Here is a 19,626-nt window from a genome sequence, read left to right on the forward strand (position 1 = left end):
GCCCGGCACCGGGCGTCATCCGAAAGGCGGACGCCGCGGCTGCGGCTGCTCCCCCTTCGGCCGATGTGCGCGACACGTCGCGCGGGTCACGGTGGCTGCCATGGACCTGCCCCAGCTGCTCACCCTCGCCGTGCTCGCCCTCGTCGACTCGACGAGCTTTGGCACCCTGCTCATCCCGCTGTGGTTCATGCTCGCGCCGGGCCGGGTGCGCCCTGGCCGGGTGCTCGTCTTCCTCGGCACGGTCGCGGGCTTCTACTGGGTCCTCGGGGTGGCGCTGGCGACCGGGCTGCTGCTCACCGTGGCCGGCGACCTCGGGCAGTGGCTCTCGACGACGACCGGCACCCGCGTCCAGGTGGCCGTCGGCGTGCTGCTGCTCGCGACCGGCATCCTCATGCCGACGAGGAAGAAGGGCGACGGGGGCGGCACGACGAGCCGGCGGGTGCACCGCTGGCGCGACCGGGCGATGGGTGTCGACGGGCAGCGCGGCGGCACGGGGGCCCTCGTTGGTCTGGCCGTCGCCGCGGCCGCGATCGAGGCGGCGTCGATGATCCCCTACCTCGCCGGCATCGGGATCGTCACGAGCGCGCCCGTCGGCGCGGCCGAGCGGGCGCTCGTGCTCGCCGGGTACTGCGTCGTCATGGTGCTCCCGGCGCTGCTCCTGCTCGGTCTGCGGCTGGGGCTCGGGCGACGTCTCGAGCCGGTGCTGCGGCGCGTGGCCGCGTGGATGGAGCGCACGTCCGGCGAGACCGTGGCCTGGGTGCTCGCGATCGTCGGGCTGCTGATCCTGAGCAACGCGGGCGACGCGGGGCTCCCGGGATGGATGCCCTTCGGCTAGCGCCGGCGGCGCTGCTCGTTCCACATGACGACGGCCGTGAGGATCGAGCTCGCGAGGAGGGCGGCCTTGGGCAGCTGGGTCCACAGCGACCACGTCGAGTAGTCGTAGCCCCGACGACCGGGTGCGACCCAGAGCTCGCGCCGGTCACCGGTCTCGACGCGGCCGTCCCCGCGGCAGGCGACCCACCAGCCCGTGCGGGTCCGGCCGTCGTCGTCGGTCCACCTGACGTCCACGCGGTCACCGACGTCGTTCTTCGCGCACCGGTCGGTGTTCGCCGTGACGTGGGTGACCATCACCTCGCGCCGGTCGGTGAGCCCGAGGGCGTGGTGCCTCCAGTCCCCCATGAAGACCATCATCCCGAGCGCGACGACGACGAAGAGCCCGACCATCCACCGGGTCATCTGCCACCACGTGCGCCAGAGGCGCCGGGCGAAGGGGGGCCGCCCCGGGGACCCGGTCTGCGTCACCGGCCGCTCTCGGCCAGGGCCTCGGCGAGGTCCTTCGCGGTGCGCAGGGTCGCGACGGCGGACGTCGGGGTGGCCCCGGCCAGACCGCACGTCGGGGTGACGACGACGTCGGCGAGGCTCGCCGTCGTCAGACCGATCCGCCCCCAGGCCCCGGTGAGCCGGTCGTGGGCGCTGCGCCAGTCGGCGCCGACCCGCACCGCTCCTGCCCACAGGTGCGCTCCCCCTTCGACGGCCGCGGCGAGCTGCTCCCAGCGCGAGCCGTCGAGGAGGGTCGTGTCGAGCGAGAGCCCGTCGGCACCGGCCTCGTGCAGGAGCGCGACGGGGACCTCCGCGGCGCAGCAGTGGACGACGGTGCGGTGGTCGCCGGCGGCGTCGAGGACGACGCGAAGGGAGTCGCGCACCTCCGAGCGGTCGACGGCACGCAGCCGCCCGTACCCGGACTGCGTCGGCAGACGTCCCTCGAGCACGGCGGGCACCGCGGGCTCGTCGACCTGGACGACGAGGTCTGCGCCGGGGACGAGCCGGGCGACCTCGGCGACGTGCGTGCGCAGGCCCTCGGCGAGCGACTCGGTGAGGTCGCGACGCGCGCCGTGGTCGCTGACGACGCGCTCGCCACGGGTGAGCTCGAGGGTGGCGGCGAGGGTCCACGGACCGCTGACCTGGAGCTTGAGCGGGCCCTGCCAGCCGTCGTAGGCCTCGGCGAGCTCGTCGAGGTCGTGGCGCAGGTAGGCCGCGGCCCGGCCCTCGTCGCGGCCGGGGCGGTCGACGAGCCGCCAGCCGAAGGGCTGGGTCTCGACGTGCAGGCCCTCGAGGAGCGATGCCGCGCGGCCGATCATGTCGGCCCCGATCCCGCGGCCGGGGAGCTCGGGCAGGTGAGGCACGCCGCCGAGGAGGTCGCGCACGGCCCGGACGGCCTCGCGGGGGCTCTCGCCCGGCCAGCTGCCGACGCCGCTCACCCGGGTCGTCATGGGCAGGCCGGGGCTCGTCGAGGTCACGCCGGGCATCATCGCACCGGCGTCGCTCACAGGGTGAGCCGCAGCCGCACGGTGTCGCCGACGCCCACCCCCTCGGCGCGCTGGACCGCGACCTTGATGGGCACGTAGTAGCCGCCCTCACGGGGGAAGAGCGAGGTCGTGAAGTCGGTGGCCCCCACCCGGCCCGACACCGGGATGCACCCCCAGCCGTAGGTGAGGTCTCGCGCGACGTCGGCCACCTCCTGCGCCTGCCCGGCCGGCATCACCGCGAAGACGTAGGGCGCCGGCCCCCGCCACTCGACGACCTCCGCCTCGAAGTCCATGTCCACCCCGCCATCGTGGCACCACCCCCCGTCAGCCTTGGGAAGGCTGATGGTCGAGGGGGGAGGGCCGCTTGGTGGTTGAGGTGCGAGGGCCGCCAGGCCCGAGCCTCGAGACCACGGGGCCGTCGGTGGTCGAGGTGCGAGGGCCGCCAGGCCCGAGCCTCGAGGCCACCCGACAGCTGGAGGTCGAGGTGACGCGCCATCGGCGGTCGAGGCGCGAGGGCCGCCAGGCCCGAGCCTCGAGACCCTTGCTGACCGTTCACCGACAAAGGCCTGGCCTGTCGAACACCTGTTCGATATTGTGGGGTCATGGCGACGATGCCGCAGCTCCTGGACCCGGGCACCCCGGGCCAGAGCCGCGTGCCGGCCCTGCTCGACCAGGCCCACGCCGTCATCGACAGCCTCCAAGAGGCGATCGCCGCCGACCAGCGCACCGCCGGGCGGGCGCTGCGCGCTGATCTCGTCGAGGTCGAACGCCTCGCCCGACGGGTCGAGGCCGCACGGCTGCGCCTCGTCGCCCGCGCCGACACAGTGCGCGTGGCGGAGCGCACCGGGCACACCGACACCGGAGCCTGGGTCGCACAGTCCACGAACGGCGACCGACGACCCGCCTCACGCGACGTCCGACTCGCCACCGCGCTCACCGCACCCAGCACCATAGAGCCCGACCCCGGGTGCGACTCCCCCACCCTGACCCTCGTCGGCGCCGACGCCACCACCACGCCACCCGCACAGCCGCAGCCCGAGCTCGCCCGCACCGCCGCTGCCCTCGACGACGGGCGGATCAGCGCCGACCACGCCCGCGTCATCACCACCGCGATGGCAGACCTGCCCGAAGGACTCACCCCCGAGCAGCGCCACACCTGCGAGGCCGAGCTCCTCCTGCTCGCGGTCAACCGGGCACCGGCCAAGCTGCGGATCGCCGCACGCCGCGTCCTCGAAGCTGTCGAACCCGACGAGGACGTCGTCGACGCCCACGAGGACGACGTCCTGGCCGCCGAAGAAGCCCACGCCCGCGACGAGTCGGCCTTCTGGATCCGCGACAACCACGACGGCACCATGACCGGCCACTTCACCGTCCCCTGGGCCGCCGGCGCCATCCTCGGCAAGGTCATCGACGCCATGACCGCACCCCGACGCCGCACCCAGCCCGGCTCGGACACCGTGATCACCGAACCCAGCGACCTCGCCCGCCTCACCGGCGACACCCGCGTCGACGAGCTCGACTGGCAGCACCGCCGCGGCCTGGCCTTCGCCGACCTCCTCACCCGCATCCCCACCGACCACCTCTCCCGCAAGGTCGCCGCCACCCTCCTGGTCACCACCCGACTCGACGACCTCACCGCAGACCTGCGCCGAGCCGGGAGCACCGACGCCGGCGACCACCTCGACACCGGCACCATCCGCCGCATGGCCTGCGCCGCCGGGATCATCCCCGTCGTCCTCGACGGGCCCTCACAACCCCTCGACCTCGCCCGACACAAGCGCCTCTTCACCGAAGCCCAAGCCCTCGCCCTGTCCCTGCGCTACGACACCTGCGCCGCCCACGGGTGCGAACGCCCCTTCGCGTGGACCGAGATCCACCACCTCCACGCCTGGCGAGACGGCGGACTCACCGACCTGCTCAACGCCATCCCCCTGTGCGGCTACCACCACCGCATGATCGACGGACCCGACTGGCAGCACACCACCCACCGCGCACCCGACGACACCGTCACGATCCACTTCCACCGACGCACGTAGAAGGACGCACGCGGTGATGACGCGGCGGCAGTTCCGGAGGGGGTGTGCGCGGTCAGCGGGCGGTGGACGCGATGGTCGCCGAGCCGACGACACGAGTGCCCTCGTAGAGCACGACCGACTGGCCCGGCGCGATGCCGCGCACGGCCTCGTCGAGGTCCACGACGAGGCGAGGGCCAGAGCCGTCTCCGTCCTCAAGGCGAGGGCCGGAGCCGTCTCCGCCCTCGAGGCGGGCGCGGGCCGGGATCTCCTCGCCGTGGGCGCGCAGCTGCGCACCCACGCGCACCTCGCCGGTCGGCGCGGGACCGCACCAGCGCGGCTGGGTGCCGATGACCTGGCGCACGCCGAGCAGGTCGGAGGTGCCGATGAAGACGCGGTTGCTCGAGGCGTCGACCCGGGTGACGAAGCGCGGCTCGCCGTCGAGGCTGCTGCGCTCGAGGCCGAGGCCCCGTCGCTGACCGACGGTGAAGCCGTAGGCGCCCGTGTGGGCGCCGACGACCTCGCCCGAGCGCTCGTCGACGACCTCGCCGGGCCGCTCCCCGAGCCGGCCCGCGAGCCAGCCGCGGGTGTCGCCGTCGCTGATGAAGCAGATGTCGTGGCTGTCGGGCTTGCGGGCGACGGAGAAGCCTCGCTCTTGCGCCTCCTCGCGCACCTGCGGCTTCGTCGAGCGCCCGAGCGGGAAGAAGGAGCGGGCCAGCTGATCGGCGTCGAGGACCCCGAGGACGTAGCTCTGGTCCTTGGCCGGGTCGACGGCGCGGTGCAGCTCGCGGCCTGCCGGACCCTGCTCGACCTGCGCGTAGTGCCCCGTCGCGACGGCGTCGAAGCCGAGGGCGAGCGCCTTGTCGAGGAGCGCGGCGAACTTGATCTTCTCGTTGCACCGCAGGCAGGGGTTGGGCGTGCGCCCCGCCTCGTACTCGGCGACGAAGTCGTCCATGACGTCGCGCTGGAAGGCCCCGGCCATGTCCCACACGTAGAAGGGGATGCCGAGCCGGTCGGCCACCCGGCGGGCGTCGCCGGAGTCCTCGATCGTGCAGCACCCGCGCGCGCCCTCGCGCAGCGTCGCGGCGCTGCGCGACAGGGCGAGGTGCACGCCGACGACGTCGTGGCCCTCGTCGAGCATCCGGGCGGCGGCGACGGCGGAGTCCACCCCACCGCTCATGGCGGCGACGACACGCATGGCGATCAGGCAGCGCCGCTGGCGCGGCGGGCACGGTCGACGGCGTCGGGCAGCGCGGAGAGCGCGGCGTCGACGTCGGCCTCGGTCGAGGTCCACCCGAGCGAGACGCGCAGCGAGCCGCGGGTCTCCTCCTCGCTGCGCCCCATGGCGAGCAGCACGTGGCTGGGCTGCGGCACACCGGCCTGGCAGGCCGAGCCGGTCGAGACCTCGACGCCGGCGGCGTCGAGCAGGTACAGCAACGAGTCGCCGTCGCAGCCGGGGATGGTGATGTGGGCGTTGCCGGGCAGACGACGAGTGATGTCGCCGAGCTCCCAGCAGCCGGAGACGCGGATGCTCGGGTCGATCTCGCGGGCGCGGGTGAGGAAGCGGTCGCGCAGCGCGGCGACCCGGGCGGCCTCGGTCTCGATCTCGCCGACCGCCTCGGTGAGCGCGGCGGCGAGGCCGGCGATGCCCGCGACGGCGACCGTGCCGCTGCGCAGCGAGCGCTCCTGGCCCCCGCCGTGGGTCGTCGGGACGAGCCGGGCGTCACGCCGGGCGAGCAGCACGCCCACCCCGGTCGGCCCGCCGAACTTGTGCCCGCTCACGGCGAGCGTGTCCGCCTCGACCGCGGCGAAGTCGACGGGCAGGTGGCCCGCGACCTGCACCGCGTCGGTGTGGAAGGGGATGGCGTGCTCGTGGCACAGCCGGGCCATCGCGGCGACGTCCTGGACGGTGCCGACCTCGTTGTTTGCCCACATGACGCTGACGACGGCGACAGCGGCCGGGTCCGCCTCGACGGCGGCGCGCACGGCGTCGACCTCGATCGTGCCGCACTCCCCCGGCTCGACGAAGGTCAGCCGCGCCCCGGAGGTGTCGGCGAGGTGGGTCGCCGCGTCGAGCACCGCGTGGTGCTCCATCCCGGACAGCACGACGCGGTCGCGGGCGGGGTCGGCCTGGCGCGCGGCGAGGTAGGAGCCGAGCAGGGCGATGTTGTCGGACTCGGTGCCGCCGGAGGTGAAGATCACCTCGGACGGACGGGCACCGAGGGCGTCGGCGACCGCCTCGCGCGACTCCTCGAGGACGCGCCGGGCCGCGCGGCCGGCGGAGTGCAGGCTCGAGGGGTTGCCGACGCGAGCCATCTGCGCGAGGACGGCGTCCCGGGCGACCGGGCGGATCGGGGTGGTCGCCGCGTGGTCGAGGTAGGTGCTCATCGCCGTCGAGTCTAGGCCGCCCACCTGTGGGGGCGGCCCGCCCGTCCTGCCGGGTCGGATCCCCCTTCGCCCTCGGTCAGGCGGCGATGACGCCGGTGCCCAGGAGGACGAAGAGGACGAGGGCGAGCCCGATCCGGTAGATGACGAAGGGGCGGAAGGTGTGGGTGGAGATGTAGCGCAGCAGCCAGGCGATGACCGCGTAGCCGATGACGAAGGAGATGACCGTCGCCACGGCGATCGGGCCCCACGCCGGCTCGACCGGCTCGTCCGCGATGTCGAAGAGCTGCTGGAAGCCCGAGAGCAGCACCGCGGGGATCGCGAGGAGGAAGGAGTAGCGGGCGGCGGCCTCACGGGTGTAGCCCATGAAGAGACCACCGGCGATCGTGCCGCCCGAGCGCGAGACGCCCGGGACGAGCGCCAGCGCCTGCCACAGGCCGTAGTACAGGCCGTGCCGGACGGTCAGCTGCTCGAGCTGGCGGTCCTGCTTCGCCCGGCGGTCGGCGACGTCGATGACGAGCGCGAAGATGAGCAGCATCGTCGCGGTGATCCACAGGTTGCGCGCCGGACCGGTGATGACGTCCTTGAGCGCGATGCCGAGCAGGCCGATGGGGATCGAGCCGAGGATGACCATCCACCCCAGGCGCGCCTGCGGGTCGCTGTGCGGGAGCTTGCCCGCGACGGCGAGGCACCACGACCGGATGATCTGGGCGATGTCCTTGCGGAAGTAGACGAGGACCGCCGCCTCCGTGCCGAGCTGGGTGATCGCCGTGAAGGCCGAGCCCGGGTCCTCGCCGAAGAAGCGCCCGACGATCGACTGGTGCGCGCTCGAGCTGATGGGCAGGAACTCGGTGAGCCCCTGCACGACGCCGAGGACGATCGCCTGCAGCCAGTCCATGTGTGGTGCTCCTGTGGGGTGGGGACGGTTCGAGGAGGATCATGCCCTGCCGGACGTGCGAGACCCCGGGCGGGTGGTCCCGCCCGGGGTCGTGCGGGGGCTGGGTCAGCCCACCGAGATGTGCACGTGGTCGAAGTGGTTCTGGGTCGGGTCGCCCCGGTCCTCCATCGGCTTCCACGAGCCGCCGGGCATCCAGATCCGCTGCTTCCAGATGACGTACTTCACGTTGAGCTCGCTCGCGTGCTGCTGCACGAAGGCCGCGACGGCGTCGCCGTCGGCCGAGCCGCACATGACGTCGACGGCGTTGCCGGTGCCGTGATCGCCGGGGTCGCCGGCGCGGTAGCCGCCGATGTTCGTCAGGTGGGGGTACTGCGAGCGGACCGCGGAGTAGACCGCCTGGGCGTTCGGGCTGAGGCCGACGGCCTGGGCCTGCGCGAGGTAGCTCGTCGTGTCGAGGCCACCGGCGGGCGCGGGGGCCTGAGTCGTCTCCTCGGGCGTCGCCTCGGGCTCGGGAGCCTCCTGCTCCTGCGGATCGGGCTGAGCCTCCTCGGTCTGCTCGACCGGCTCCGGGGTCTCCTGCTCGACCACGGGCTGGGGCTCCGGCTTCGGGACCGGCTTGGGCTCGGGCTTCTTCACCGCGCCCACGTCGAGGTCGCCGGCCGACATCGCGCTCTGCAGCACGGGGGCGGGCAGGTCGGTCGGGACGGCGAGGGCGACGCGAGCGGTGCTGCGCTGCGCGGCGTCGTCACCGCGATCCTCGAGCATCGAGCTGGCCCGCGAGGACGCGGAGGCGTCGGGGGTGGGCTCGGCGGAGGCCGCACCGGTCGCGGTCGGCGCGGCGACGAGGGCGGAGGCGCCGACGACGAGGCCGACGCAGGCGGCGGACTTCAGGGCCGCGCCGCGGGGCAGCGTGCGCGAGAGGGAGCGCCGGGCAGGGGCACCGTGACGCGCCGCGTGCTTGGGAGGCTGGGTCACAGGGGCAGACCTTCGCTTCGGGGGCAGAGCAGACCCGGCTCTGGCGAGCCGGGGTGCCACCACAGTAGCGAGACCCGGGCGCGAAGTCACATTTCGATAACGCGCCGTGACGCACGTCGCCCCCCGGCCGGTCGGCCGGGGGGCGAGCTGCGCGTGCGGGCGAAGGGGGCGTCAGCCCTTCTTGCCCTTGACCGCCTCGGTGGCCTGCGGGAGCACCTGGAAGAGGTCGCCGACGACGCCGAAGTCGACGAGCTCGAAGATCGGCGCCTCCTCGTCCTTGTTGACGGCGACGATCGTCTTGCTCGTCTGCATGCCGGCGCGGTGCTGGATGGCACCGGAGATGCCGGCCGCGACGTAGAGCTGCGGGCTGACCTGCTTGCCGGTCTGGCCGACCTGGCTGGTGTGCGGGTACCAGCCGGCGTCGACCGCGGCGCGCGAGGCGCCGACCGCGGCGCCGAGGCTGTCGGCGAAGGCCTCGACCGGGGCGAAGTCGCCGCCGGTGCCACGGCCACCGGAGATGACGATGGCCGCCTCGGTGAGCTCGGGACGACCGGAGGCCTTCTTCGGCTCGGACGCGGTGATCTTCGCGGCCTTGGCGGCGTCGGAGATCTGCGGGGTGAGCTCCTCGAAGGCGCCGGCGCCGGCGGCCTGCTCCGGGGTGGCGGAGTTGGGCTTGACGGTGATGATCGCGGCGCCCTGGGTGACCCGGGACTTCACGCTGTAGCTGCCCGCGAAGACGGACTGCGTCGTGACGGGACCGCTCTCGCCGGCCTGGACGTCGACGGCGTCGGTGATGAGACCGGAGCCGGTCTTGACGGCCAGACGCGCGGCGACCTCCTTGCCGGCGGCGTTGCTCGGGATGAGCACGGCCACCGGGCTCGAGGCCTCGACGATCTGGGCGAGGACCTCGGCCTGGGGGGCCACGAGGTACTCCCCGACGGCGGGGTCGGAGACGGAGATGATCTTCTCCGCGCCGTAGCGGGCGAGCAGGTCCTTCGCGGTCTCGGCGCCGGGGCCGATGAAGACGGCGGTCGGCTCGCCGAGGCGGCGGGCGATCGTCAGCATCTCGGCGGCGGGCTTCTTCACCACGCCCTGGGCGTGGTCGACGAGCACGAGTACTTCAGCCATGGTTGTGTCTTTCCTCCTGGTCCTGGGCGCGGCTCAGACGAACTTCTGCGCGGCGAGGAAGTCGGCCAGCTTGCTGCCGCCCTCGCCCTCGTCGGTGACGATCTCGCCCTGCTCGCGCGGGGGACGCTTCGTGGTCTCGAGGACCTCGGTCCACGCGTTGGCCTGGCCGACCTGACCGGCGTCGACGCCGAGGTCGGCGAGGCTCCACGTCTCGACCGGCTTCTTCTTGGCCGCCATGATCCCCTTGAAGGAGGGGTAGCGCGGCTCGTTGATCTGGTCGGTGACCGAGACGAGGGCCGGCAGCGAGGACTCGATGGTCTCGCTCGCGGTGTCGCCGTCGCGGCGGATCGTCACGGTGCCCTCGGAGACGGTGAGCTCGGAGGCGTAGGTGACCTGGGGCAGGCCGAGACGCTCGGCGAGCATCGCCGGGACGACCGACATCGTGCCGTCCGTCGACGCCATGCCGGTGAGCACGAGGTCGGGGGTGCCGAGCTTGGTGATCGCCTCGGCGAGCACGAGCGAGGTCGCGGGGGCGTCGGAGCCGGCGATCGCGTCGTCGAGGACGTGCACGCCCTTGTCGACACCCATCTGCAGCGACTTCTTCACGGCGTCGGCGGCCGCCTCGGGGCCGATGGTGAGGACGGTGATCTCGCCCTCGCCGGTGGCCTCGACGATCTTCAGGGCCTCTTCGACGGCGTACTCGTCGAGCTCGGAGAGGAGGCCGTCGACCCCGTCACGATCGGTGGTGTGGTCCTCGGTGAACCTGCGGTCGGACTGTGCGTCCGGCACGTACTTGACGCAGACGACGATGTTCATCGCTGGCTCGTCCTCTTCCTCGTGTGGGTCTGGTGTCCGCCGGCCCCGCCTCGCCCCTGGGTGTGCCCCGGGTCGGGTGCAGGCCGACTCCCCCCGACGGTATCCCTCTGCCTGCGCCGCGCGGCCATCGAGGCGCCATGACCCTCACCACACGTCCACGCACGAAGGGGGCGGCTCACCCCGTCGTCGGCGCGGCCGGGTCCTCGCCCCGGGTGCGCACGACGCGTCCGGGGACGCCGACGACGACGGAGCGGGCGGGATAGCTCGCGCGGGCGATCGTGCCGGCCGCGAGGACGCTGTGGTCGCCGACGTCGGTGCCGCGCAGGACGACGCACTTCGTCGCGACCCACACGTCGTCACCGATGCGCACGGGCGACTTGACGATGCCCTGGTCCTTGATCGGGATCTCGAGCGAGTCGGTGCGGTGGTCGAAGTCGCAGACGTAGACGTCGTCGGCGAAGAGGCACGAGCTGCCGATCTCGATGTCGAGCCAGGTGTTGATCGTGTTGCGGGTGCCGATGACCGTCTTCGCGCCGATGCGCAGCGTGCCCTCGTGGGCGCGCAGGCGGGAGTGCGGACCGATGTGGACGAAGGGGCCGACGACGAGCCGTCCGAAGCCGGGCCGGACCTCGAAGCGCACGTCCGGGCCGATGAAGCACGGGCCCTCGAAGACGAGACCGGGGTTGGCCGCGCGGGCGCGGATCATCCGCAGGTATCCCAGCACGTGGTGGTGGGTCCACGCGCGGTTGCTCACGACCCAGGCGACCCAGCGCGCGGCGCCCCAGTGCTCCCCCGCCGCGAGGGGCGGGCGGCGCAGCCGCGCGACGAGGCTCACCGCGGCTTCACGCCGGTGACGCCGACGTTGTAGAAGAAGCGCTGCGGCACGACCCGGGCGAGCACGTCGTCGACGCGCATGAGGCGCTGCCAGCCGCGGTAGGCGAAGATCGCCCAGCGCAGCCCGAGCGCGTCCTCGCGCACCGCGCACTCGAAGGTCCGCACGGGCCAGCCGAAGACGGCCGAGGCGAGCTCCTCGGTCGCGGTGCCCACGTGCTCCGCCCCGGCCCGGCGGGCGGTCTCGGCGAGCTCGTCGGGGTCGAAGGTGTGCAGGTCGACGACCGCCTCGAGGGCGGCCGCTCGCGAGGACTCGTCGAGCTCGGCCCGCGGTCGGGCCCAGCGGGCGCGCAGCGGCGGCAGCGCGGCGACCCGGGTCGCGACCTCCCACGTCGCCCGACCGAGCGCGCGGGCGTACCGGTGGCCAATCCGGGTCGGCTCCCCCGCGATGACGAAGCGCCCGCCGGGGCGCAGCACGCGCAGCACCTCGCGCAGCGTCGCCTCGACGTCGGGGATGTGGTGGAGCACGGCGTGACCGACGACGAGGTCGAAGCTGTCGTCGTCGTAGGGCAGCGACCCGGCGTCGGCCACCCGGCCGTGGGCCTCGAGACCGAGCCGGCGCGCGTTCTCCTGCGCCACCTCGACCATGCCGGGCGAGAGGTCGGTGACGTGGACCTCCCGCAGGAGGCCGGCGAGCACGAGGTTCAAGGAGAAGAAGCCGGTGCCGGCGCCGAGCTCGAGAGCGCGCCCGTAGGGCACCTCCTCGCCCGGCAGCCGCCGGCCCCGCACGACCCGCTCGAAGCGGTCGCGCACGACGGCGGTGCACCGCTCGTCGAAGCTGATCGACCACTTCTCGTCGTAGGTCTGCGCCTCCCAGTCGTGGTAGAGCACCTGGGCGAGGGTGTTGTCCTCCCAGGCGCGCTCCACGTCCTGCGCGCTCGCCGGCTGCGGCATCAGGCGCCCTCGAAGGTCGCCTTGCCCGGGCCGTCCTCGACGAAGGAGCGCATGCCGGTCGTGCGGTCCTTCGTCGCGAAGAGCCCGGCGAAGAGCATCCGCTCGATCTCCAGCCCGGTCTGCAGGTCGACCTCGAGACCGGCGTCGATGGCCTGCTTCGCGGCGCGCAGGGCGTACGCCGGACCGGTGACGTAGGGCGCCACCATCTCCTTGGCCGCCTCGAGCACGTCGCCCTCGACGACCCGGTCGACGAGGCCCATCGCCAGCGCCTCCTCGGCGTCGACGAAGCGGCCCGAGAAGACGAGGTCCTTGGCCTTGGCCGGCCCGACGAGGCGGGCGAGACGCTGGGTGCCCCCGGCCCCGGGGATGACCCCGAGGAGGATCTCGGGCTGGCCGACCTTCGTCCCGACCTTCGCCACCCGGAAGTCCGCGCACAGCGCGACCTCGTAGCCCGCGCCGAGCGCGAAGCCGGCGATCGCGGCGACGGTCGGCTTGGGGATGCCCGCGAGCTTGCGGGTGAAGTCCTGCAGCGCCTGGGAGTGGTCGACCATGTCCGTGTAGGACATCGTCTGCATCTCCTTGATGTCGGCGCCGGCGGCGAAGACCCGCTCCCCGCCGTAGAGGATGACGGCGCGCACGTCGGAGCGCTCTGTCGCCTCCTCGGCCGCGGCGACGAGCTCGCGCTGCACCTGGGCGTTGAGCGGGTTCATCTTCGGGCGGTCGATCCGGATGACCCCGATGCCGCCCTCGACCTCGAGGGTGACGAAGTCGCTCACCGGGGCAGCTCGCCCTCGCCCGGGGCGGGGGCCGCGGCGTCGGCGCCCGGCTCGCCCTCGCCCGGCTGCATGCCGGGGACCTGGCCGGTCGCGCGCTGGTGCCACAGCTGCACGCCCTGGATGACGAGGGGCACGGCGATGCCGAGCAGCCCGCGCACGTCGGCGCCGCGGGGCAGGATGTGCTCGCTCGTCACGAGGAGGGTGTCGTTGGCGACGGCGGCCTTGACGAGGTTGAAGGCGACGTTGACGTCGTTGCTGATCTTGAGGCGCTCGAGCTCGTCGGAGGGCACCGGGTCCTCGAGGGACCACTGGCCGAAGACGCGCAGGACGTTGGACTCGTCGTCGGCGCAGCGCACGAAGAGCTGCTGGTCCTCGAAGGCGAAGGCGACGTCGCCGTCGTCGTCGATGCGGGACTCGACACCGAGCTCGGTGAGGGCCTCGTTGACACGGTCGCGAAGGGGGGCCTCGGCGGGGGCGTCGTCGCCGCCCTGGGCGGGGCCGCCGGTGCTGGGGGTGAAGTTCGGCAGTGCGGTGGGATCGCTCATGCCCCCCAACGTACCTACTGCCTACAGTTGCGACCATGCCGCCGCACACCCGCCTCGACGACGTCGCGGCAGCAGCCCCGCGTCGAGACGCCACCCCGCTCGACCACGCCCCGGTGCCCGGGGCTCACCTCGTCGCCGGCGGGCTCGAGGTGGCGGTGCACGCCCCCTTCGCCACGGCGGTGACGCTGTGCCTCTTCGGGCCCAGCGGAGACCCCGCGCAGGAGCGTCAGGTGCGGCTCGTCCAGCGGCGGCGCGGCTGGTGGTCCGGCCGGGTCGACGGGGTGGGCGCCGGCGAGCGCTACGGGTACCGGGTGGACGGGCCGTGGGAGCCGGAGGCGGGCCACCGGCACAACCCGGCGAAGGTGCTGCTCGACCCCTACGCGCGGATGGTCGACCGGGTGCTCGACGCCTACCCGCCCGCGCTCTTCGGCCATGTCGTCGGCGAGGACGGCCGCGCCGACATCGCCGTCCGCAGCGATCTCGACTCCGCGGGCGTCGCCCCGCTCGGGGTCGTCGTCGACGAGCGCTTCGACTGGGGCGAGCACCCCCGACCGCGTCGCGAGCTCGCCGACAGCGTCGTCTACGAGGTGCACGTGCGCGAGATGACCGCCACGATGCCCGGGGTGCCCGAGCACCTCCGCGGCACCTACGCCGGCATGGCGCACCCCGCGTGCGTCGAGCACCTGCTCTCGCTCGGCGTCACGGCGGTCGAGCTGCTGCCGGTGCACCACTTCGTCTCCGAGCCCGAGGTGCTCGCCCGGGGGCTGGTCAACCACTGGGGCTACAACACCCTGGGCTTCTTCGCGCCGCACCTGCCGTACGCGTCGACCACCGACCCGCAGGGCGCGCTCGACGAGCTCAAGGGCATGGTGAAGATGCTCCACGCCGCCGGCATCGAGGTCATCCTCGACGTCGTCTACAACCACACGGCGGAGCAGTCGGTGCAGGGCGCGACGCTGTCCTGGCGGGGTCTGGCCGGGCGCACGTCCTACCGGCTCGACGAGCGCGGCCGTGACGTCGACGTCACGGGGTGCGGCAACACCCTCGACCTGCGCGACGCGACGACGCAGCGGATGGTGCTCGACTCCCTTCGCTACTGGGTGACGCAGTGCGGGGTCGACGGCTTCCGCTTCGACCTCGCCGTCGCGCTCGCCCGCGGCACCCACGACGACTACGACCCGGGCCACCCCTTCCTCACCGCGCTGCGCACCGACCCCGTGCTCAGCGGCGTGCACCTCATCGCCGAGCCGTGGGACGTCGGGCCGCACGGGTGGCGCACCGGGCAGATGCCCCCGCCGCTCGCGGAGTGGAACGACCGGTACCGCGACGCGGCTCGGGAGTTCTGGCTCTCAGACCTCGCGGTCGCGCGCGGCGCGCGTCAGGGCTCGAGCACCCACGGGGTGCGCGAGATCGCTACCCGGCTCGCCGGCTCGCGCGACCTCTTCGGGAGCGGGGAGCGGGGCCCGGCGAGCTCGATCGGCTTCGTCACCGCGCACGACGGCTTCACCCTCGCCGACCTCACCGCGTACGACGTCAAGCACAACGAGGCCAACGGCGAGGAAGGGCGCGACGGCAGCGACCACAACCGGTCGTGGAACCACGGGGTCGAGGGGCCCACCGACGACCCCGAGGTGCTCACGCTGCGCCGGCGCTCGCGGCGCAACCTCCTGGCCACCCTCCTGCTGTCGACCGGGGTGCCGATGATCGCCGCGGGCGACGAGATCGGCCGCACGACGCAGGGCAACAACAACCCGTACTGCCAGGACGGGCCGCTCACGTGGCTGGACTGGGAGCTCGGGGCGGAGCAGGAGGACCTGCTCGCGACGACCCGCGCCCTCAGCGGGTGGCGCCACGAGCTGGCGACCCTGCGCCATCGCTGCCACTACACGGGGAGCCCGCTCGACGACCACGGGGCGAGCGACATCGGCTGGTACGACGAGCACGGGTCGGCGATGACCCACCAGTGGGGCGAGTCCTCGCGCCGGGTCCTCCAGATGCACCTCGACGGCGCTCCGCTCGGGCACCGGTCCGCGCTCGTCGTGCTGCACGGCGCCGGGCACGACGGCCGCGTCGTCCTGCCCGCCCCGCCGGGCGTGTCGGGCTTCGAGCTGTGGTGGGACTCGGCCTGGGAGCGCCCCGACGAGGGCGAGCGGGTGCACGTGCCCGCGGGCGAAGGGGTGGACGTCACCGCCGCGAGCATCCGCCTCTACGTCGCCACCCCCGCCTGACCCCGTCGCTGGTCGAGGTGCGAGCGCGAGAGCCCGTCGCTGGTCGAGGTGCGAGCGCGAGCGAGCCTCGAGACCACTGATGTCACCTTGCTGGTCGAGGTGCGAGCGCCAGCGAGCCTCGAGACCACAGCTCCCTTGGTCTCGAGGCTCAGGCCCTGGCGGGCCTTCACACCTCGACCACTGATGTCACCTAGCTGGTCGAGGTGCGAGCGCCAGCGAGCCTCGAGACCACCGCCCACCCCCTCGCTACGGCGTGAGGGGCATCCTCAGCACCTCGCGAGCGACGACCTCGTCGCCCTCGTACGTCGTGCGCTCGTCGTCGAGAGGGGCGCGCTGCCACAGCGCGAGGTAGAGGTCGGCGGCGGGGGCGCTCACCTGGGCGACCGGGTCGCCGTCGCCGATGACGACCTCGACCGGGGCGTCGGTGGCGACGAGCCGGACCGCCGCGGGGATCGGGTCGAGCCACCCCTTCGCCAGCCTCCGGGGCACGAAGACCTCGACGACCTCGGCCACGCCGTCCGCGGCCACGTCGACGGGGACCGGGCTCGTCTCGCCGACGAGCGCGAGCTCGACGTCGACCCGGTGCACGGTGTGCTCGTGCACCTGCCGCCGCTGCCAGAAGCCGACGGTGCGGTCACCCCGCTCGAAGGTCCACGCAGGTCTCGCCGGGTCGACGGCGATCGTCTCGCGCAGCTCGCGGGCGCCCTGGTCGAACCACCCGGCCAGCCCCTCCGCCGGCGGTGGCGTGCTCTCCGTGCGCCCGTGGCCCTCGCGGACCGCGCCGACGACCCAGCGGTGCACGCCGCCGAGGTGCCCGACGAGGTCGGCGAGCTCCCACCGCGGGCAGGTCGTTAGCGACCGGCTCCAGTCGTGCGCAGACGCGTCACGCAGCAGCGCCTCGATCCGGGCCATCTCGTGCTCGAGGGCGGCGGCGCTGCGTGCGGTGTCCATGCCCCGATGATGCCGCCCCCGACCACCGCGAGGTATGGCGATCGGCCCCGGATCCACGGATCCGGGGCCGATCTGCCATACCTCGGCGAAGGGGGGTCAGGCGTTGGTCACGAGACCCATCGAGGACTGGAAGGCCATGTGCTCGTGCGTGGGCAGCACGCGCACCGTGTAGCCGAACTGGCCGGTGGTCTCGATGGCGACCGACCCGGCGTACTTCGCCGTGCCGTTGTCGTAGCGCTCGACGAAGGACAACGAGCTCGCGGTCCAGTCCGAGATGTCGTCCGTGGCGATGGCCGCGGTGCCGGTGACGACCTGGACGTCGACGTCCTGCGGGTCGAGCCCGTCGAGCGAGACGTAGGCGTCGACGTGGAGGGTCTCGCCGACCTGCGGGTCGTCGGACAGGCCGCTGGCCTCGACGTGGTCGACGCTCAGCTTCGGCCAGGCGGCGCGCACCTTGCCCTTGTAGGCGGCGAGGTCACGAGCACCGGCGTGGCCGTCGGCGCTCACGGCGGCGTTGCCACGAGCCGTCGGCGTGTAGAGCCGCTCGGTGTAGTCGCGGACCATGCGGGTGGCGAGGACCTTCGGGCCGAGGGTGCTCAGCGTGTGGCGCAGCATCTCCAGCCAGCGCACGGGCAGGCCCTGCTCGTCGCGGTCGTAGAAGATCGGGGCGACGTGCTTCTCGACGAGGTCGTAGAGCGCGGCGGCCTCGATGTCGTCACGACGGTCGGGGTCCTCGACGCCGTCGGCCGTCGGGATCGCCCAGCCGTTCTCGCCGTCGAACCACTCGTCCCACCAGCCGTCGAGGATCGAGAGGTTGAGACCGCCGTTGAGCGCGGCCTTCATGCCCGACGTGCCGCAGGCCTCGAAGGGGCGCAGCGGGTTGTTGAGCCAGACGTCGCAGCCCGGGTAGAGGTCCTTGGCCATCGCGATGTCGTAGTTGGGCAGGAAGACGATGCGGTCGCGGACCTCGGGGTCGTCGGCGAAGCGGACCATCTGCTGGATGAGCTGCTTGCCCGTCTCGTCGGCGGGGTGGGACTTGCCGGCGATGACGAGCTGGATCGGGCGCTCGGGGTGGGTGAGCAGGGCCTTGAGCCGCTGTGGGTCGCGCAGCATGAGCGTGAGGCGCTTGTACGTCGGGACGCGTCGGGCGAAGCCGATCGTCAGCACGTCGGGGTCGAGCACCGAGGTGGTCCACCCGAGCTCGGCCTCGCTCGCGCCGCGCTTGAGCCAGCTCGAGCGCAGCCGGCGGCGGGCCTCGTCGACGAGCTGCTGGCGCATCTCGCGCTTCGTCGCCCAGACGCGGTCGCCGGGGATCGCGCCGATCTCGGACCAGCGGTCGCCCGTCTCGAGGTCGGCGCCGCCGATGTGCTCGCGGGCGAGGTCGAAGACCCGGTCGTCGACCCAGGTCGGCGCGTGGACGCCGTTGGTGATCGAGGTGATCGGCACCTCGACGTCGTCGAATCCCGGCCACAGCCCGTCGAACATCTCGCGAGAGACGACGCCGTGCAGCTGGGAGACGCCGTTGGCGCGCTCGGCCATGCGCAGGCCCATGACCGCCATGTTGAAGACGCCGCGGCTGCCGCCCTCGTAGGTCTCGGCGCCGAGCCCGAGGAGACGCTCGGTGGGCACGCCCGGCAGGGCCTGCTCGCCGCCGAGGTAGAGCTCGACGAGCGACGCGTCGAAGCGGTCGATGCCCGCGGGGACGGGGGTGTGGGTGGTGAAGACCGTGCCCGACTTCGTCGCCTCCATCGCCTCGTCGAAGGTCATCGAGCCCTGCTGGGTGAGCTCGCTGATCCGCTCGACGCCGAGGAAGCCGGCGTGGCCCTCGTTCGTGTGGAAGACCTCGGGCGCGGGGGCGCCGGTGAGCCGCGACCAGGCGCGCAGGGCGCGGACGCCGCCGATGCCCAGGAGCATCTCCTGCTGGAGGCGCTGCTCGCCGCCGCCGCCGTAGAGCCGGTTGGTCACCTGGCGCATCGCGTCGTCGTTGCCCTGGACGTCGCTGTCGAGCAGGAGGAGGGGCACGCGGCCGACCTGGGCGCGCCACACGTGGGCGTGCAGCTCGCGGCCGTGCGGCATCCCCAGGGTGATCGTCACGGGGGTGCCGTCGTCCTCGCGCAGGAGAGAGAGCGGCAGGCCCTGCGGGTCGAGCACGGGGTAGTCCTCGCGCTGCCAGCCGTCGGCGTTGAGCGACTGCTTGAAGTAGCCGGTCTTGTAGAAGAGCCCGACGCCGACGATCGGCACGCCGAGGTCGCTCGCGGCCTTGAGGTGGTCGCCGGCGAGGATGCCCAAGCCACCGGAGTACTGCGGCAGCACCTCGGTGATGCCGTACTCCGGGCTGAAGTAGGCGATGGCGCTCGGCGCGCCCTCGGTGCGCTCGGCGTACTCCTGGTACCACTGGCGCGACCCGAGGTAGCGGTCGAGGTCGGCCTTGGCCTCCTGGACCCGCTGGACGAAGGCGGGGTCCTCGGCGAGCGCGCGGAGCTCGGCCGGGCTGAGGGCGGAGAGCAGCCGGACCGGGTCGCGGCGCACGCTGTCCCAGCGCGCGGGGTCGATGCTCGCGAACAGCTCGCGGGCCGGGCTGTACCAGCTCCACCGCAAGTTGGTCGCGATCTCGCCCAGGGCGGCGATCGGCTCGGGCAGGACGGTACGGACGCTGAAACGACGGATGGCCTTCACACCCCGAAGGGTAAGCGCACGGGCTCCCCCTTCGCCAGGTTCTTGCAAAGAATGACGTGACCTTGCAGGTCACGGCGATGCCCCTGCCCCTTCCCTCGCCCGCGCTCCCGCCGGGCCGGTAGCGTCGCGACGGTGAGGACCGACG

The 19,626-nt window shown here is 73.3% G+C and carries 18 protein-coding genes; 3 read left to right on the top strand and 15 right to left on the bottom strand.

Annotation, left to right across the window (positions count from 1 at the left end):
- Positions 1–100 precede the first annotated feature (100 nt).
- Positions 101–835: a GAP family protein gene (locus tag L6241_RS04215; protein WP_368244994.1), complete on the top strand. Its 735-nt coding sequence runs from the start codon at positions 101–103 to the stop codon at positions 833–835.
- On the opposite strand, the gene L6241_RS04220 is transcribed toward L6241_RS04215, so the two are convergent.
- Genes L6241_RS04220 through L6241_RS04230 form a run of 3 tightly spaced genes read right to left on the bottom strand, consistent with a single transcriptional unit; the run spans position 832 to position 2,599 of the window.
- Positions 832–1,302, bottom strand: a complete 471-nt coding sequence (locus tag L6241_RS04220; RefSeq protein ID WP_368244995.1) for a hypothetical protein — start codon at positions 1,300–1,302, stop codon at positions 832–834. The two genes, L6241_RS04215 and L6241_RS04220, sit on opposite strands and share 4 nt — an antisense overlap.
- Positions 1,299–2,297: a methionine synthase gene (locus L6241_RS04225; RefSeq protein WP_368244996.1), complete on the bottom strand. Its 999-nt coding sequence runs from the start codon at positions 2,295–2,297 to the stop codon at positions 1,299–1,301. Before L6241_RS04225 ends, L6241_RS04220 begins: the two co-directional genes overlap by 4 nt.
- A 26-nt stretch (positions 2,298–2,323) precedes the next feature.
- Complete coding sequence (locus L6241_RS04230; protein WP_368245148.1) at positions 2,324–2,599, bottom strand: DUF1905 domain-containing protein; 276 nt, start codon at positions 2,597–2,599, stop codon at positions 2,324–2,326.
- A 309-nt stretch (positions 2,600–2,908) separates the two neighbouring features.
- Between L6241_RS04230 and L6241_RS04235 the strand changes: the two genes are divergently transcribed.
- Positions 2,909–4,342, top strand: coding sequence for a DUF222 domain-containing protein (locus L6241_RS04235; RefSeq protein WP_368244997.1), 1,434 nt, complete (start codon positions 2,909–2,911; stop codon positions 4,340–4,342).
- Between the two features lie 52 nt (positions 4,343–4,394).
- Here L6241_RS04235 and mnmA read toward each other — a convergent pair whose 3' ends face one another.
- The 10 genes from mnmA to L6241_RS04285 form a co-directional block, all read right to left on the bottom strand.
- Positions 4,395–5,516, bottom strand: a complete 1,122-nt coding sequence (gene mnmA / locus L6241_RS04240) for a tRNA 2-thiouridine(34) synthase MnmA (RefSeq protein ID WP_368244999.1) — start codon at positions 5,514–5,516, stop codon at positions 4,395–4,397.
- Positions 5,517–5,521: 5 nt separating this feature from the next.
- The gene (locus L6241_RS04245; protein ID WP_368245000.1) at positions 5,522–6,706 is read right to left on the bottom strand and encodes a cysteine desulfurase family protein; all 1,185 of its coding nucleotides are present in this window, start codon (positions 6,704–6,706) and stop codon (positions 5,522–5,524) included.
- A gap of 76 nt (positions 6,707–6,782) precedes the next feature.
- Entirely contained in the window at positions 6,783–7,601 is an 819-nt protein-coding gene (locus L6241_RS04250; RefSeq protein WP_368245001.1) for an undecaprenyl-diphosphate phosphatase, read from the bottom strand.
- Positions 7,602–7,706: 105 nt separating this feature from the next.
- Positions 7,707–8,576, bottom strand: a complete 870-nt coding sequence (locus L6241_RS04255) for a hypothetical protein (RefSeq protein WP_368245002.1) — start codon at positions 8,574–8,576, stop codon at positions 7,707–7,709.
- 171 nt (positions 8,577–8,747) lie between these two features.
- A complete protein-coding gene (locus tag L6241_RS04260) occupies positions 8,748–9,704 on the bottom strand; it encodes an electron transfer flavoprotein subunit alpha/FixB family protein (RefSeq protein ID WP_368245003.1) in 957 nt (318 codons plus the stop codon).
- Between the two features lie 33 nt (positions 9,705–9,737).
- A complete protein-coding gene (locus tag L6241_RS04265; RefSeq protein ID WP_368245004.1) occupies positions 9,738–10,520 on the bottom strand; it encodes an electron transfer flavoprotein subunit beta in 783 nt (260 codons plus the stop codon).
- A 175-nt stretch (positions 10,521–10,695) separates the two neighbouring features.
- A complete protein-coding gene (locus L6241_RS04270) occupies positions 10,696–11,355 on the bottom strand; it encodes an acyltransferase (protein ID WP_368245005.1) in 660 nt (219 codons plus the stop codon).
- Positions 11,352–12,305 (bottom strand): class I SAM-dependent methyltransferase, encoded by a 954-nt coding sequence (locus L6241_RS04275; protein WP_368245006.1) that lies wholly within the window; start codon positions 12,303–12,305, stop codon positions 11,352–11,354. Before L6241_RS04275 ends, L6241_RS04270 begins: the two co-directional genes overlap by 4 nt.
- A complete protein-coding gene (locus tag L6241_RS04280; protein WP_068277739.1) occupies positions 12,305–13,081 on the bottom strand; it encodes an enoyl-CoA hydratase/isomerase family protein in 777 nt (258 codons plus the stop codon). Before L6241_RS04280 ends, L6241_RS04275 begins: the two co-directional genes overlap by 1 nt.
- Positions 13,078–13,626 carry a YbjN domain-containing protein gene (locus tag L6241_RS04285; protein ID WP_368245008.1) on the bottom strand — a complete coding sequence of 183 codons (549 nt, stop codon included), beginning with the start codon at positions 13,624–13,626 and terminating at the stop codon, positions 13,078–13,080. Before L6241_RS04285 ends, L6241_RS04280 begins: the two co-directional genes overlap by 4 nt.
- Positions 13,627–13,661: 35 nt before the next feature.
- Here L6241_RS04285 and glgX point away from each other — a divergent pair, with 35 nt between their 5' ends.
- Complete coding sequence (glgX, locus tag L6241_RS04290; RefSeq protein WP_368245010.1) at positions 13,662–15,854, top strand: glycogen debranching protein GlgX; 2,193 nt, start codon at positions 13,662–13,664, stop codon at positions 15,852–15,854.
- Between the two features lie 246 nt (positions 15,855–16,100).
- Here the strand turns inward: glgX and L6241_RS04295 are convergent, their stop codons facing one another.
- Positions 16,101–16,805: a maleylpyruvate isomerase family mycothiol-dependent enzyme gene (locus tag L6241_RS04295; protein ID WP_368245011.1), complete on the bottom strand. Its 705-nt coding sequence runs from the start codon at positions 16,803–16,805 to the stop codon at positions 16,101–16,103.
- Between the two features lie 96 nt (positions 16,806–16,901).
- Positions 16,902–19,481: an alpha-glucan family phosphorylase gene (gene glgP, locus L6241_RS04300; RefSeq protein ID WP_368245012.1), complete on the bottom strand. Its 2,580-nt coding sequence runs from the start codon at positions 19,479–19,481 to the stop codon at positions 16,902–16,904.
- Positions 19,482–19,626: the final 145 nt, after the last annotated feature.

It is taken from the genome of Janibacter sp. Y6 (genome assembly GCF_040900765.1).
Lineage (GTDB): Bacteria > Actinomycetota > Actinomycetes > Actinomycetales > Dermatophilaceae > Marihabitans > Marihabitans melonis.

Coding starts and splice junctions, on each gene's coding strand:
- L6241_RS04215 (WP_368244994.1), top strand. CDS start 101: ATGGACCTGCCCCAGCTGCTCACCCTCGCCGTGCTCGCCCTCGTCGAC.
- L6241_RS04230 (WP_368245148.1), bottom strand. CDS start 2,599: ATGGACTTCGAGGCGGAGGTCGTCGAGTGGCGGGGGCCGGCGCCCTAC.
- L6241_RS04235 (WP_368244997.1), top strand. CDS start 2,909: ATGGCGACGATGCCGCAGCTCCTGGACCCGGGCACCCCGGGCCAGAGC.
- mnmA (WP_368244999.1), bottom strand. CDS start 5,516: ATGCGTGTCGTCGCCGCCATGAGCGGTGGGGTGGACTCCGCCGTCGCC.
- L6241_RS04245 (WP_368245000.1), bottom strand. CDS start 6,706: ATGAGCACCTACCTCGACCACGCGGCGACCACCCCGATCCGCCCGGTC.
- L6241_RS04250 (WP_368245001.1), bottom strand. CDS start 7,601: ATGGACTGGCTGCAGGCGATCGTCCTCGGCGTCGTGCAGGGGCTCACC.
- L6241_RS04260 (WP_368245003.1), bottom strand. CDS start 9,704: ATGGCTGAAGTACTCGTGCTCGTCGACCACGCCCAGGGCGTGGTGAAG.
- L6241_RS04265 (WP_368245004.1), bottom strand. CDS start 10,520: ATGAACATCGTCGTCTGCGTCAAGTACGTGCCGGACGCACAGTCCGAC.
- L6241_RS04275 (WP_368245006.1), bottom strand. CDS start 12,305: ATGCCGCAGCCGGCGAGCGCGCAGGACGTGGAGCGCGCCTGGGAGGAC.
- L6241_RS04285 (WP_368245008.1), bottom strand. CDS start 13,626: ATGAGCGATCCCACCGCACTGCCGAACTTCACCCCCAGCACCGGCGGC.
- glgX (WP_368245010.1), top strand. CDS start 13,662: ATGCCGCCGCACACCCGCCTCGACGACGTCGCGGCAGCAGCCCCGCGT.
- L6241_RS04295 (WP_368245011.1), bottom strand. CDS start 16,805: ATGGACACCGCACGCAGCGCCGCCGCCCTCGAGCACGAGATGGCCCGG.